General features: G+C 66.2%; 12 protein-coding genes. 3 read left to right on the top strand and 9 right to left on the bottom strand.

From position 1 onward, the window contains the following. Positions 1 to 23 precede the first annotated feature (23 nt). The 5 genes from mmsB (ACYVG2_RS17400) to ACYVG2_RS17380 all read right to left on the bottom strand — a co-directional run bounded on the left by mmsB (ACYVG2_RS17400) (position 24) and on the right by ACYVG2_RS17380 (position 6,926). On the bottom strand, positions 24 to 1,343 hold the full coding sequence (gene mmsB, locus ACYVG2_RS17400) for a multiple monosaccharide ABC transporter permease (protein ID WP_460782142.1): 1,320 nt from the start codon (positions 1,341 to 1,343) through the stop codon (positions 24 to 26). Further along, entirely contained in the window at positions 1,340 to 2,890 is a 1,551-nt protein-coding gene (gene mmsA, locus ACYVG2_RS17395; RefSeq protein ID WP_448967801.1) for a multiple monosaccharide ABC transporter ATP-binding protein, read from the bottom strand. Before mmsA (ACYVG2_RS17395) ends, mmsB (ACYVG2_RS17400) begins: the two co-directional genes overlap by 4 nt. A gap of 150 nt (positions 2,891 to 3,040) precedes the next feature. Continuing rightward, on the bottom strand, positions 3,041 to 4,054 hold the full coding sequence (locus tag ACYVG2_RS17390) for a LacI family DNA-binding transcriptional regulator (protein WP_460782266.1): 1,014 nt from the start codon (positions 4,052 to 4,054) through the stop codon (positions 3,041 to 3,043). A gap of 110 nt (positions 4,055 to 4,164) precedes the next feature. After that, positions 4,165 to 5,400 (bottom strand): ROK family transcriptional regulator, encoded by a 1,236-nt coding sequence (locus tag ACYVG2_RS17385; protein ID WP_460782141.1) that lies wholly within the window; start codon positions 5,398 to 5,400, stop codon positions 4,165 to 4,167. Next, positions 5,400 to 6,926, bottom strand: a complete 1,527-nt coding sequence (locus ACYVG2_RS17380) for an ATP-binding cassette domain-containing protein (RefSeq protein WP_460782140.1) — start codon at positions 6,924 to 6,926, stop codon at positions 5,400 to 5,402. Before ACYVG2_RS17380 ends, ACYVG2_RS17385 begins: the two co-directional genes overlap by 1 nt. Positions 6,927 to 7,098: 172 nt before the next feature. Here ACYVG2_RS17380 and chvE point away from each other — a divergent pair, with 172 nt between their 5' ends. The 3 genes from chvE to mmsB (ACYVG2_RS17365) all read left to right on the top strand — a co-directional run bounded on the left by chvE (position 7,099) and on the right by mmsB (ACYVG2_RS17365) (position 11,108). Beyond that, complete coding sequence (gene chvE, locus ACYVG2_RS17375; protein ID WP_460782139.1) at positions 7,099 to 8,247, top strand: multiple monosaccharide ABC transporter substrate-binding protein; 1,149 nt, start codon at positions 7,099 to 7,101, stop codon at positions 8,245 to 8,247. 87 nt (positions 8,248 to 8,334) lie between these two features. Next, positions 8,335 to 9,888, top strand: a complete 1,554-nt coding sequence (gene mmsA, locus ACYVG2_RS17370; protein ID WP_460782138.1) for a multiple monosaccharide ABC transporter ATP-binding protein — start codon at positions 8,335 to 8,337, stop codon at positions 9,886 to 9,888. Next, positions 9,885 to 11,108, top strand: coding sequence for a multiple monosaccharide ABC transporter permease (mmsB, locus tag ACYVG2_RS17365; protein ID WP_448967595.1), 1,224 nt, complete (start codon positions 9,885 to 9,887; stop codon positions 11,106 to 11,108). The genes mmsA (ACYVG2_RS17370) and mmsB (ACYVG2_RS17365) overlap by 4 nt, the downstream gene beginning before the upstream one ends. A 67-nt stretch (positions 11,109 to 11,175) precedes the next feature. On the opposite strand, the gene ACYVG2_RS17360 is transcribed toward mmsB (ACYVG2_RS17365), so the two are convergent. The 4 genes from ACYVG2_RS17360 to rsmA form a co-directional block, all read right to left on the bottom strand. Then, positions 11,176 to 11,595: a hypothetical protein gene (locus tag ACYVG2_RS17360; protein WP_460782137.1), complete on the bottom strand. Its 420-nt coding sequence runs from the start codon at positions 11,593 to 11,595 to the stop codon at positions 11,176 to 11,178. A gap of 89 nt (positions 11,596 to 11,684) precedes the next feature. After that, positions 11,685 to 12,620, bottom strand: coding sequence for a 4-(cytidine 5'-diphospho)-2-C-methyl-D-erythritol kinase (locus ACYVG2_RS17355; RefSeq protein ID WP_460782136.1), 936 nt, complete (start codon positions 12,618 to 12,620; stop codon positions 11,685 to 11,687). A gap of 7 nt (positions 12,621 to 12,627) precedes the next feature. Beyond that, positions 12,628 to 13,695 carry an L-glyceraldehyde 3-phosphate reductase gene (gene mgrA / locus ACYVG2_RS17350; protein WP_460782135.1) on the bottom strand — a complete coding sequence of 356 codons (1,068 nt, stop codon included), beginning with the start codon at positions 13,693 to 13,695 and terminating at the stop codon, positions 12,628 to 12,630. After that, entirely contained in the window at positions 13,692 to 14,552 is an 861-nt protein-coding gene (gene rsmA, locus ACYVG2_RS17345) for a 16S rRNA (adenine(1518)-N(6)/adenine(1519)-N(6))-dimethyltransferase RsmA (RefSeq protein WP_460782134.1), read from the bottom strand. Before rsmA ends, mgrA begins: the two co-directional genes overlap by 4 nt. Positions 14,553 to 14,595 lie beyond the last annotated feature (43 nt).

The raw sequence follows: 14,595 nt of genomic DNA, 5'->3' as shown, positions 1-14,595 counted from the left end.
CTCTTTCTGTTTCTTGGTGTGGATTATTTGGACTTGGGATAGTCGGTGAGGTTGGGGGCGTCGGGTCGATTGCGCTTGCGCATCATGAACCCGATCAGCGACGGCCGCCCCTGCTGCTTGTTCCAGACGTCCACGCCGACCGCGACCAGGAGCACGAGGCCCTTGATCATCGAGACGACGTCGGCACCCTGACCGAGCAGCTGAAGGCCGTTGTTGAGGAACGCCATCACGAGACCACCGATGATCGAGCCGATCACGGTTCCGATACCACCGGCGACGGCGGCGCCGCCGATGAACACGCTCGCGATCGCGTCGAGCTCCCACCCGTTGCCGTCACCGGGGCCGGAGGCCTGCGAACGTGCGACGAAGATCATGCCGGCGAGGGCAGCGAGCACGGACATGTTCATCATGACGAAGAAGTCGACCCAGCGGTCCTTCACGCCGGAGAGACCCGCCGCCTGGCGGTTGCCGCCGACGGCGTAGATGTGCCGGCCGAAGACCGTGTTGCGGGTGATGAACGAGTAGATGATGACGAGTGCGAGCAGGATCAGCCCGGACACCGGGAAGCTCGTTCCTGGACGACCGGTGGCGAACATCCAACCGGCGGCGAGCACGACCACGGACAGCAGCACGACCTTGGTCACGCTCACCCACAGTGGTGCCAGGTCGGAGCCCATCTTGCGCTGGACCCGGCGAGTGCGGATCTCCCAGAAGACCAGCCACGCCACTGCGAGAAGGGCGAGGGCCATGGTCGGAACGTTGAACGGGAGCGGAAGGGCGACCTCCGGCAGGTAACCGGCGCCGATGTACACGAACTCCTTGGGCACCGGGATCGACTGCGAGTTGCCGATCCACTGGTTGGCGCCGCGGAAGAACAGCATGCCGGCCAGCGTCACGATGAACGCCGGCACCCCTACGTAGGCGACCCAGAACCCCTGCCAGGCGCCCACCAGCGCTCCGACGACGAGGCCGAGCACGATCGCGAGCGGCCAGGGGAGGTTCCATTCCGCCATGGATTTCGCGACGATGATGCCGACGAATGCCGCGACCGAGCCGACCGAGAGGTCGATGTGGCCCATGATGATCACCATCACCATCCCGATCGCGAGGATCAGGATGAAGGAGTACTGGTTGATGACGTTGATCAGGTTGCCCGGCGTGAGCGTCGCACCGTTGGGGCCGTTGCGCACGAGTGTCAGGATCTCGAACAGCAGGACGATGACGATGAGGCTGCCGAAGATGCCGAACTGACGCATCGAGGACTGCGCGCCGCCGAACATCTTGCGGATGTCGCGGAAGTGGAATCCCTGATTCTTGACCTCGGGGGTCGTGCTGGTGCTCATGCGTTCGCTTTCTGATTCGTGGAGGTCATGCTGCGCATGAGCGCCTCCGGAGTTGCCTGGTCAGCGGGGATGCAGTCGGTGACGCGCCCCTCGAAGATCGTGTAGATGCGGTCGGAGATGCCCATCAGCTCTGGCAGCTCGCTGGAGATGACGATGACGCCCTTGCCTGATGCCGCGAGTTCGTTGATGATCGAGTAGATCTCGTACTTGGCACCGACGTCGATGCCGCGGGTCGGCTCGTCGAGGATCAGCAGATCGGGGTCCGTGAACATCCACTTGGCGAGCACGACCTTCTGCTGGTTCCCGCCGGAGAGCTTGTTGACACCCTCTTCCACGGTCGGCGTCTTGATGCGCAGCGCCTTGCGGTACCGCTCGGCGACCGAGAACTCCTCGCGGTCGTCGACCACTCCCCTGGTCGAGATCTTCGAGAGCTTCGCCGACACGATCGCGCGCTTGATCGTGTCCAGCAGGTTCAGCCCGAGCGTCTTGCGGTCCTCGCTGACGTACGCGAGGCCGTGACGGATCGCGCTGGAGACGTCGCGGAGTTCGATCTCCTCGCCGTCCTTGAACATCTGGCCGCCGAGGAAGTTGCCGTACGAGCGGCCGAAGATGCTGCGGGCGAACTCGGTGCGTCCGGCTCCCATGAGGCCGGCGATGCCGACGACCTCGCCACGGCGGACGGTGAGCCCTGAGCCCTTGACGACCATGCGCTCCGAGACCGTCGGATGCTGCACCCACCAGTCCTTGACCTCGAAGAAGACCTCGCCGATCTCGGGGGTGCGATCGGGATAACGGCTCTCCAGGGAGCGCCCCACCATGCCGCGGATGATGCGGTCCTCGTTGATCTCGCCCTTGGTGATGTCGAGGGTCTCGACGGTGCGACCGTCGCGGATGATGGTGATCTCATCGGCGATCTGCTCGATCTCGTTGAGCTTGTGGCTGATCATGATCGACGCGATCCCCTTGGCCTTGAGGCCCAGGATCAGATCGAGCAGGTGCTGCGAGTCGTTCTCGTTCAGCGCCGCCGTCGGCTCGTCGAGGATGAGCAGGCGCACGTCCTTGTTGAGTGCCTTGGCGATCTCGATGAGCTGCTGCTTGCCGACGCCGAGATGCTTGATCGCGATGTCCGGGTCCTCGTTGAGGCCGACGCGGGCGAGCAGTTCGGTGGCACGCGTCTTGGCCGCGCTCCAGTCGATGACGCCGCCGCTCGCGATCTCGTTGCCGAGGAAGATGTTCTCGGTGATCGACAGCTCGGGGATCAGCGCGAGCTCCTGGTGGATGATCGCGATGCCGGCCTGCTCGCTGGCCACGATGTCCTTGAAGCGCTGCTCCTCGCCGTACAGCAGGATGTCGCCGTCGTAGGTGCCGTACGGGTAGACGCCGGAGAGCACCTTCATCAACGTCGACTTGCCGGCGCCGTTCTCACCGCAGATGGCATGGATCTCACCCGCGCGTACGGTGATCGAGACGTCGGAGAGTGCTTTGACTCCGGGGAACTCCTTGGTGATGCCGCGCATCTCCAAGATCGGCCCCGACACTGCTGGCATCGCTGCTGTGCTGCTCACGGATCTTCCTCGATACTTGACGGCCGTTCTTAATGTGACCGTTCACATGAGACACAATATTGCGCCTCTTGATCTCCGGTGTCAAGTACGGGACCTCTGTCGTTGCGCTATCGAGACGCGGGCGCGACGGTGTCAGCGCGAAGCGCTGGAGGAGCGCAGCCGCAGCTGCGGCACGGCGGGGCCGAATTCCGGCACTTCCTCACCGCGGATCTGCGCCAGCAGGATGTGCACGGCGCGCTGGCCCAGCGACGGGAAGTCCTGGTGCACCGTGGTCAGCGGGGGCCAGACGTGCGCGGCGACGGGGATGTCGTCGAACCCGACGACGCTGACCTGGCGCGGCACCTCGATCCCGGCATCCCTGAAGCCGTGCATGAGGCCGATCGCCATCAGATCGTTCGCCGCGAAGACCGCCGTGAAGTCAGGGCGGCGCGCGAGTTCCGTGCCGGCGAAGTAGCCGAAATCGGCCGTCCAATCACCACGGATCGGCGGGAACGTCGGCAGATCGGCTTCGCGCAGCGCCTCGAGGTACCCGCGCATGCGCGACTCCGCCTCGATCCAGTCCTGCGGTCCGGCCAGGTGCACGATGTCGCTGTGCCCCAGCGATATCAGATGCTCGGTGACCGCGCGCGCCCCGTCCACCTGGTCGGCGGAGAGCGAGAACCCGTCGGAGCCTGAGGCGGTCTGCAGACTGACGAACGGCACGCCGACGGCCATGCCGCGCAGCACGTTGAACACACGCACCTGCGGCGCCAGCACGACGATCCCGCTCACCTGCTCCCGCCCGAGCTGCCTGATCGCGTCGCCGATCGCCTCCGGCGTCGTGGCCGGCAGATTCACGGTGGTCACCGAGTACCCCTCGACGCGCGCGGCATCCTCGATGCTCGCGATCGACGAGGTAGGTCCGAACTCCCCGATCGTGGCCGAGAGGATTCCGATCGTGCGAGAACGACTCGTGACGAGCGCTCGTGCGGCGAGGTTCGGCTTGTAGTCGAGCACCGCGATCGCATCCTGCACGCGTTTCTTGGTCTCAGGACGGATGCTGGGGTGATCGTTGAGCACACGGGAGACCGTCTGGTGGGAGACACCCGCCAGCCGCGCGACATCGCGGATACTGGGCAGTCGTGCGCGCTCGGAGGCACTGGACATCATTGCGGCCTCCTCCCATGTGCACGATCACATCGTCACTTCATTATGTCTGCTCGCGCAGATCGGCGCACGTCATGGCCCCCTGGGCCGAGGGGCACGACCGGCGAAGGCTAGACCCGCGGTGCCCTGGCCACCGGATCGACCAGCAGCGACTCGAATGCGAGTTCGGCGGGTGCGATCTGCATCAGGTGCGACCTCATGTGCGCGCGTTCGAGACGCACGGTGCGACCCTCGGCGCCCACGGGGTGCAGTCGGACGGCCGCTGACAGACGCTCTCTGCTCGTCGCCAGCAGCACACCGAGATAACCGGACAGCACGACCATCTGCGGTGCGAACGCGTTGACGAAGTTCGTCAGCGCGACCGAGAGCACATCGACCTGCCTCGCCACCTCCGCGAGGGTGACCGGGTCTCGCACGAGGCCGAGTTCGATGTCGAGCTCGTCCTCGTCGAGTCCGCGCCTGCCCAGCAGTGCGAGCACCTTCGCCGGGTGCACCTCGACCTGGAGGCATCCGCGGCGACCGCACGAGCAGAGCGCTCCCGACGTGTTGACCACGGTGTGGCCGAACTCCCCCGCGAACCCCGATGTGCCGCGCACCAGTGCGCCGTCCAGGACCAGCCCGCCGCCGATCCCGTCCATGGATCCGCTCAGGTACAGGACGTTGTCGACGTCTCGTCCGACGCCGAAACGCGTCTCGGCCATCGCACCGACGCTCGTGTCGTTGCCGACCGTCACCTCCATGCCGATCGCATCCGCGAGCCGGTGCGCGAGGTTCTCCCGCCGCCAGCCGAGCGAAGGAGACAGCAGCACCGTCCCGCCGCTGTCCACGAGCCCTGGAACAGCGACGCCGGCGCCGACGAGGCGGTAATGGCGATCGATGTCCGCACGCATGCCGTCGACAAGAGATGAGGTCAGCTGGGCGAATCGCCTCGGGTTCGGAGGTTTTGCGAGGTCGTGGCGCACCCGGGAGTGCACGGCTCCGCCGAGGCCGACCAGAGCCACGGACACGGCGTGCGGGTCGGCGCTCACGCTCAGCGCGACGACGCGGTCCTCCGCCGCGACCCCCAGCGACGGACGACCGGCCCTGCCGGTCGGCTTCACCGATGTCTCGCAGACGACCTTCAGATCGAGGAGCTCCTGCACCAGCGCCGTGACCGTCGAGCGGGTCAGCCCCGTCCGCGCACCGATCTCCGATCGCGACAGGGCGCCGTATCCGTGCACCAGCTGCAGCACGGTCGACAGGTTCTGCTGGCGCACGTCCTCGTTCGTGGTGCGCGCCGCCGGCCGGGCCGTCGTCGGCGACGGCCCCACGAGATCACGGTCCGCCACGTGCTGGCGCGCAGCCATCAGTGGGTGACCATCATGTGTCGCATGAGCAGCTCCTGAGTCGCATCCGCCCTGGTCACTTCGGCGGTGATGCGCCCTTCCGCGAGCGTGTAGACGCGGTCGGAGAGCCCGATCACCTCCGGCAGTTCGGAGGAGATGACGATGATCGCCTTGCCCTGGGCGGCGAGTTCGTTGATCAAGCCGTAGATCTCGTACTTGGCGCCCACGTCGATGCCCCTGGTGGGTTCATCGAGGATGAGCACATCCGGATTGCTGAAGATCCACTTCGACAGCACGACCTTCTGCTGATTGCCGCCGGAGAGGGTCGCGGTGGCCGCACTCACGGTCGGGGTCTTGATGTTCATCTTGTAGCGATAGGCCTCCGCCACCTTGCGCTCGCGGACGCCGTCGACCAGTCCGCGATGGGCGAGCCGTCCGAGCGCCACCGAGGAGATGCTCGTCTGCACCGAGGCGAGCAGGTTGAGTCCGTCCTGCCTGCGATCCTCCGGTGCGTACGCGATGCCGTGAGCGATGGTCTCGCGGATCGTGCGGAGCTCGATCTCCTCGCCGCGTTTGAACGCCGATCCGGTGATCGTCGAGCCGTACGAGCGGCCGAAGATGCTCATCGCGAGCTCGGTGCGCCCCGCTCCCATGAGCCCTGCGAGCCCCACGATCTCCCCCGAGTTGACATGGAAGCTCACATCGTCGATCACGAGCCGCTGGGGGTCGCTCGGATGATGGACGCTCCAGTGCTCGACGCGGAACAGCTCGTCGCCGATGTCGGGCTCACGCGGAGGGAAGAGATCATCGAGGGGCCGCCCCACCATCGCCCTGATGATCCGGCTCTCATCCGTCTCCGGATCGTCGCGGCGCATCGTCTCGATCGACGAGCCGTCGCGCAGCACGGTGATCCGGTCGGCGATGTCCAGGACCTCCTGCAACTTGTGCGAGATCAGCACGCAGGTGATCCCCTGGGAACGGAACCGGTCGACCAGTGTCATCAGACGATCCGAATCCTCGCCACCCAGCGCGGCCGTCGGCTCGTCGAGGATCAGCAGCCGGACGTCCTTGGCCAGCGCCTTCGCGATCTCGACCAGTTGCTGTTTGCCGATCCCCAGTTCGGACATCCGCGTCGCCGGGCTCTCGTGCAGCCCCACCCTGGCCATGAGCTCGGCCGCACGCGCATGGGTGCGGTCTTCGTCGACGAGGCCGAACCTGGTCATCTCGTGCCCGAGGAAGAGGTTCTCAGCGATCGAGAGCTGCGGCACGACGGCCAGTTCCTGGTGCACGATGACGATGCCCTCGGCCTCGCTGTCGGCGAGGGTGCGGAACTGCATGTCTCGCCCGTCGAACGTGATCGTCCCCTCGAAGCTGCCATGCGGATGCACCCCGCTGAGGATCTCCATGAGCGTCGATTTGCCCGCGCCGTTCTCGCCGCAGATCGCGTGAACCTCGCCGCGGCGCACCTCGAGAGACACGTCATTCAACGCCGTGACGCCCCGGAAGCGCTTGGTGACGCCCGACATGCGCAGCACCGTGTCGGGCATCGCACCACCTCTTCGAGCGTCGATCGGATCCAGCCATGCTACCGAAAAAAATAATTTGTCCGCAGGTACGTCAATATGCAATGCTTCGGGGGCGGACGACGAGAGCCGACCCGCAGAAGACAGAGTGGTCCGACAGCACGGGCTGCTGACCTTTCAAGGAAGAGAGAACGCAATGCGTAGAAAACTCCTGCGTGCAGTGGCGACGACGGGCGCCTTCGCCCTCGCCTTCGGACTCGCAGCCTGCTCCGGCAGCCCTGCTCCCGAGTCGGAGGGCAACCCCGAGGCGAGCGACATCACCGTCGGCGTCGCGATGCCGACCGAGACCAGCGAGCGCTGGATCGCCGACGGCGACGCCGTCAAGTCGCAGCTCGAAGAAGCCGGCTACGAGGTCGACCTGCAGTTCGCGAACGACGACATCCCGCGCCAGCAGCAGCAGCTCGACCAGATGATCACCAACGGTGCCGACATCCTCATCGTCGCCTCCATCGACGGCACCGCTCTGGCGACCCAGCTCGAGAACGCCGCGAGCAAGGGCATCCCGGTCATCGCCTACGACCGTCTCATCAACGGCACCGAGGACGTCGACTTCTACGTCACGTTCGACAACTACACCGTCGGCGTGCAGCAGGCGCAGTCGCTGCTGCGCGGGCTCGGCTTCCTCGACGAGAACAACGAGGACACCGGCCAGACCGATCCCAAGGCGATCGAGGTGTTCGCCGGCTCACCGGACGACAACAACACGAAGTTCTTCTACGACGGCGCGATCGACACCCTGCAGCCGTACCTCGACGACGGCCGTATCACCGTCCCGTCGGGGCAGATCGACATGGACACCGTCTCGACGCTGCGCTGGGATCAGGCGACGGCGCAGAAGCGCATGGAAGACCTGCTCACCAGCACGTACGCCGGCGGCTCCAAGCCGCTGGACGGTGTGCTCGCGCCGTACGACGGCATCTCGCGCGGCATCATCACGGCCCTCGAGAACGCGGGCTACGGCTCGAGCATCGAAGGCGGACTGCCGATCGTCTCCGGCCAGGATGCCGAGATCGCGTCGGTGAAGATGATCGCCGACGGCGTGCAGTACGCGACCATCTTCAAGGACACCCGCAAGCTCGCCACGCAGGCGGTAGCCGCCGCCGACTCGTTCGCGAAGGGTGAGGAGCCCGAGGCCAACGACACCGAGACGTACGACAACGGCGTGAAGGTCGTCCCGTCCTTCCTGCTCGAGTCCGACATCGTCGTGGCCGACAACATCACCTCGCTGCTGGTCGACTCCGGCTACTGGACCGAGGAAGAGGTCGCGGCAGGCGTCGCGGACTGATCCTCCGGCTGTGATGCCCGTCCGCCGTGCCTGGCGCGGCGGACGGGCGTCACGGCTGCTGTCCCCCACTCACAGACAGGAGCTGCGATGTCCGACGCTATCCTCGAGATGCGCAACATCACAAAGAACTTCCCCGGCGTCACGGTGCTCGACGATGTCACCCTGACCGTCGCCCGCGGCGAGATCCACGCGATCTGCGGCGAGAACGGCGCCGGCAAATCCACCCTGATGAAGGTGCTGTCGGGCGTGTACCCGCACAGCTCGTTCGACGGATCGATCGTCTTCGATTCCGAGCCGCGGCGGTTCAACGCGATCAAGGATTCCGAGCACGCCGGTATCGTCATCATCCACCAGGAGCTGGCGCTGGTGCCTCACCTCTCGATCGCCGAGAACATCTTCCTCGGCAACGAGGTCATCCACCGCGGATTGATCGACTGGCACGAGGCCAACGCGCGAGCGGCGGTTCTCATGGAGCGCGTCGGCCTCCACGAGAATCCGACGACGCCGGTGGGTCAGCTCGGCGTCGGCAAGCAGCAGCTCGTCGAGATCGCCAAGGCGCTGACGAAGGACGTCCGTCTGCTCATCCTCGACGAGCCCACCGCCGCACTCAACGACTCCGATTCCGAGCACCTGCTCGGTCTGCTCCGCGGTCTCCGCGAGCAGGGCATCACCTGCATCATCATCAGTCACAAGCTCGGCGAGATCATCGACATCGCCGATTCGACCACGATCATCCGCGACGGCAAGACGATCGAGACGATCGACATGCACGGTGCCGATGCCACCCAGGACCGCATCATCCGCGGCATGGTCGGCAGATCGCTGGACCGCCGTTTCCCCGAACGCACGCCGAGAATCGGCGAAGAGATCTTCCGCATCGAGAACTGGCGCGTCCTCCACCCCACGCAGCAGGACCGCGTCGTCGTCGACGACGCCTCGTTGTCGGTGCGCGCAGGCGAGATCGTCGGCATAGCCGGGCTCATGGGCGCCGGTCGCACCGAATTCATGATGAGCGTCTTCGGACGCAGCTACGGACGTGATGCCTCGGGGAAGGTCTTCCTGCGCGGCGAGGAGATCTCCACCCGCACGGTGAAGGACGCCATCGACAATCGGATCGCGTATGTCTCGGAGGATCGGAAGGAGTACGGCCTCAACCTGATCACCGACATCAAGACGAACATCTCCGCTGCCGCTCTGGGCAATCTGACCTCCACCGGACCGTTCATCGACGGCAACCGAGAGGTGGAGGTCGCGGAGAAGTACCGCAAAGACCTCAACATCAAATCGAGAACGGTCGCCCAGCTCGTCGGGAACCTGTCCGGCGGCAATCAGCAGAAGGTCGTGCTGGCGAAATGGCTGTACACGGATCCGGAGGTCCTCATCCTCGATGAGCCGACGCGCGGCATCGACGTGGGCGCCAAGTACGAGATCTACGAGATCATCGGCGCGCTCGCCGCGGCGGGCAAAGCCGTCATCCTGGTCTCCAGCGAACTTCCGGAGCTGATCGGCCTCTCCGATCGCATCTACACCCTCGCCTACGGGCGAATCACCGGGCAGCTCCCCGTCGCGGATGCGACGCAGGAGGCGCTCATGTCCCTCATGACGATCGAAAACTCTTCCCCGAAGGAGGCCGCGGCATGAACAACGTGTTCACCGAGGTCAAAGACCTGCTGACCCACAATCTGCGCACATCCGGCATCTACATCGCGTTCATCGCGATCATCCTGCTGTTCACGATCCTCACCGGAGGAACGCTGCTCAGCCCGGAGAACGTCACGAACATCGTGCTGCAGAACGCGCACATCCTGATCATGGCGCTGGGGATGATCCTGGTGATCGTCGGCGGACACATCGATCTGTCGGTCGGCTCGGTCCTCGCGTTCGCATCAGCGGTGTCGGCCGTGCTCGTCATCCGCATGGGCATGCCGTGGTGGGTCGGCGTGATCGCCGCCATCATCACGGGCATCGTGGTCGGTGTATGGCAGGGGTACTGGGTCGCGTACGTCGGGATCCCGGCGTTCATCGTCACCCTGGCCGGCATGCTGCTCTTCCGCGGCCTCACCTGGCTGGTGCTGGACAACGTGTCGCTGTCACCGTTCCCGACCGCCTACCGCGAGGTCGCGAGCGGGTTCCTGGACGGCACGTTCGGATCGATCACCGTGGGTCAGGGCGAGGGTCTGATGGCGGTGCCGCAGACCGTCGACATCTTCACTCTCGTGATCGGCGTGCTCGCCGTGATCGGCGTCGTCGTCTCGTCCTTGCGCAGCCGGCGTACGCGCCAGGGCTACAACCAGACCGTCGAGTCGATGCCGTTGTTCGTGCTGAAGCTCGTGGTGGTCTCGGCCGTGCTGCTGGCCTTCGCCTGGGCCCTGGCCTACAACCGCGGCTTCCCGATCGTCCTGATCACCGTCGCCGTGCTGATCCTGATCTATCAGGTGATCGCGAACCGCACGGTCTTCGGTCGTCATGTCTACGCGGTGGGCGGCAATCTGTCGGCCGCCCGACTCTCGGGAGTCAACGTGCGCAGCGTCAACTTCTGGATCTTCGTGAACATGGGCTTCCTGACCGGTGTCGCCGCTGCGGTGTTCTCCTCGCGCTCGAACGGCGCGCAGCCCGGCATGGGCAACATGTTCGAGCTCGATGTGATCGCGGCCTGCTTCATCGGCGGCGCCTCGACGATGGGCGGAGTCGGTCGTGTCGGAGGCGCGCTGGTCGGCGGCCTCGTCATGGCCGTCATGACGAACGGGATGCAGCTGATGGGGGTGCCGCAGTCCAGTCAGCAGATCGTGAAGGGTCTCGTGCTGCTGCTGGCTGTCGCGTTCGACATCTACAACAAGCGTCGCGCCGGCACGGTGCGCTGAGCCCGGACGGCGCAGGAGGAGGTCGGGGTGCACCGCGCACCCCGACCTCCTCCTCGTCTCCGCGCTGTCAGGCGCGCGGCGCGAGACCCGCGTACAGCAGGTTCCCGCTCTGCGGATCGCGCATCACGAGAACCTGGTCGCCCGTCCGCGGGATCTCCAGCCGCGACACCAGCGTCGCGATCGCGGTGGGCTGACCGGCGACGTCGAGGTGGAGGATGACATGCGGATTGTCGTTGATGGTCTGCCCCGTGTCCTGCACCGAGACCACGGATACCGTCTCGGTCGGAACGCCCGAGGCCCTCAACTGCGCGGTGTACTCGAGCTGGCGGTACGATCCCGTCACGCCCTGCAGCTGCTCGGTGAACTCCGAGCCCATCACCGCCTTGGTCATCTTGCCGACGAAGCCTCGCCCCTGGCCGATGTCCTCCGCCATCTTCATGGCGTCTTCCTGACGCTGCTGCATCGACTTGCGGTTGAACAGTCCCATGATCACTCCTGACTTCGGCGGTGGCTTTGACACCACGTTAGGCACGCCGAGACGCTCCCGATCACGGTTTCGGTGAAGATCGGATGAACTCAGGCCGAGATGATCCTGGCGCCGGCTACCGGGCCGTGCACGTGCAGGGCCGTGCGTCCGGCCTCGATGAGCTCGCTCTGCACGTATCGCGCGCTCTCGGGTGTCTCGCAGAGGAATGCGACGGTGGGACCGGAGCCCGAGATGATCCCGCTCAGGGCTCCGGCGTGCAGCCCCTCGTTGATGATGTCGTCGAGTGCGGGTCGCTCCAGCAGTGCGGGCACTTCGAGGTCGTTGAACATGCATGCGGCGAGCGAGTGCGGATCGCCCGCACGCAGCGCCTGGAGCACCGGGATCGGCACATCCAGCGACAGCGGCGGATCATCGGCGAGAGCGCCGTTCTCCGCACGGTGCGTATCCAGTCGCGCGTAGATCTGCGGCGTCGACAGTCCTTCGTCGCTCGGCACCAGCACCCAGTCGAAGCGACCGCGCGCGAGGGCGGGGTTCAACTGATCGCCGCGTCCAGTGCCGACCGCGGTCCCTCCGTGCAGTGCGAACGGCACGTCGGCTCCGAGCCTGGCGGCGAGCTCGTGCAGCCGGTGCGGCGAGAGGCCGGTGCCCCACAGGGCGTCGCACGCGACCAGGGCGGCCGCGGCATCCGCAGACCCGCCGCCCATGCCTCCGGCGACAGGCACGCTCTTGCGGAGCTCGAGCTGGACGCCGCCGGTGTAGCCGGTCGCCGATGCGAGCAGCTTCGCCGCGCGCATCGCGAGGTTGCGATCGTCGACGGGCACGGTGCTCGGATCGGCGACGCCGACGACGCTCACGCTGAAATCGTCGGCGTCACGGGCGATGACGTCCTCGTACAGCGAGACCGCCTGGAACACGGTGGCCAGCGCGTGGTACCCGTCGTCGTGACGGCCGCCGACGCCCAGGTAGACGTTGATCTTCCCCGGGGCGCGCACGTGCACCGCTTCCGGGAATGCGGCGAGGCTCATCCGGTTCTCACAGAGCGGACGATGAGGCCCAGAGGTTGACGTCGATGCCGTCGGAGAGGGCGTCGATGCGAGCGAGCTCATCGTCGGTGAGCGCGGGACCCTCGAGCGCCGCGATGTTCTCATCGAGCTGCTCCGGCCGCGACGCACCGATCAGCGCCGAGGTGACCACCGGGTCGCGCAGCGTCCACAGCAGCGCGAGCTGCGCCAGCGACTGCCCGCGCTCCTTCGCGATCCCGTTGAGGCTGCGCAGGATGCCGAGACCCTCTGTCGAGAGCGGGTCGTCGGAGAGCGATCGGCGCTTCTGCGCACGCTCCGCAGTGCCGTCGCCGAGATACTTGTCGGTGAGCAGCCCCTGGGCGAGCGGGGTGAACGCGATCGCGCCCATGCCCTCGGTGCGCAGCGCATCCGTCAGCCCGTCCTCGATCCAGCGGTTGAGGATCGAGTAGGACGGCTGGTGGATCACCAGCGGCGTGCCGAGTTCGCGAGCGACCTGTGCGGCCTTCGCGGTGCGCTCCGCGCTGTACGAGGAGATGCCGACGTAGAGCGCCTTGCCCTGGCGCACGAGCGTGTCGAGCGCACCGACGGTCTCCTCGACCGGCGTCACGGGATCGGCGCGGTGCGAGTAGAAGATGTCGACGTAGTCGAGTCCCATCGAGGTGAGCGAGTTCTCCGCGCTCGCGAGGAGGTACTTGCGGCTGCCGAAGTTGCCGTACGGCCCCGGCCACATGTCGTAACCGGCCTTGGAAGAGATGATCAGCTCGTCGCGGTACGGGCGGAAGTCCTCGGCGAAGATGCGGCCGAAGTTCTTCTCGGCGGAACCGTAGGGAGGGCCGTAGTTGTTGGCGAGGTCGAAATGCGTGATGCCCTTGTCGAAGGCGTGGCGCAGCAGGGTGCGCTGGTTGTCGAGGGGGATGTTGTCGCCGAAGTTCCACCACAGCCCGAGGGAGATCGGCGGGAGGTACAGACCGGACGCGCCGACCTGGCGGTATTCGAAGTTCTTGTACCTGTCCTCCTCTGCCGCGTACGGGCGGTGGAGTTCGGCGATGTCGGTGGGGAAGCGCGGCGTCTCGGTCACGAGTCCAGGTTAGCGTCCAGCGCCTCGGCGATTCTCACGAAGTCGTCGATGGTCAGCTGCTCGCCGCGCGCGGTGGGGGCGACGCCCGCCTTCTCGAGCACTGCGGATGCTTCGGCAGCGGTGCCGCCGAGCACGACGGACAGCGCCTGGCGCAGCATCTTGCGACGCTGCTGGAAGGCCGCGTCGACGATCCGGAAGGTCGCCCTGCGCAGCTCTTCACTGCCGCGCGGCTCGGCGTCGCGCTCGAAGGCGACGAGCACGCTGTCGATGTTCGGCACCGGCCAGAACACCTGTCTGGAGACGGTGCCCGCGAGGCGCCACGGACCGTACCACGCCGCTTTGACGCTGGGGGCGCCGTAGACCTTGCTCCCCGGAGGAGCGGCGAGGCGCTCGCCGACCTCGGCCTGCACCATCACGACGCCGCGCTGGATGTTCGCGAACGTCTCCATGAAATGCAGCAGCACCGGGACGGAGACGTTGTAAGGCAGGTTCGCGACCAGCACGGTCGGATCGCCGGGAAGCTCGGTGACACGCAGTGCATCCGCATCGACCACGGTGAGTGCTTCCTCCGCGACACCGTGATCGGCGGCCGTCTGCGCCAGCCGCGCGGCGAGTCGGTGGTCGATCTCCACGGCGGTGACGGATGCTCCGGTCTCGAGTATCGCGAGCGTGAGCGAACCGAGACCCGGGCCCACCTCGACGACGCGCTCCCCCGCCTGCACCTTCCCGACGTTCACGATCTTGCGCACGGTGTTGGCATCGACGACGAAGTTCTGTCCGAGCTTCTTCGTGGGTGTGACGTCGAGCTCGGCGGCAAGACGGCGGATCTCGGTGGCGCCGAGCAGCGTGACGGTCATCCTGCCATTGTCCCCCATGCATGCCCATGGCCGGCCAGCGCCA

This window comes from Microbacterium shaanxiense (assembly GCF_054779995.1).
This window is presented reverse-complemented; position numbering and strand designations above follow the sequence as displayed.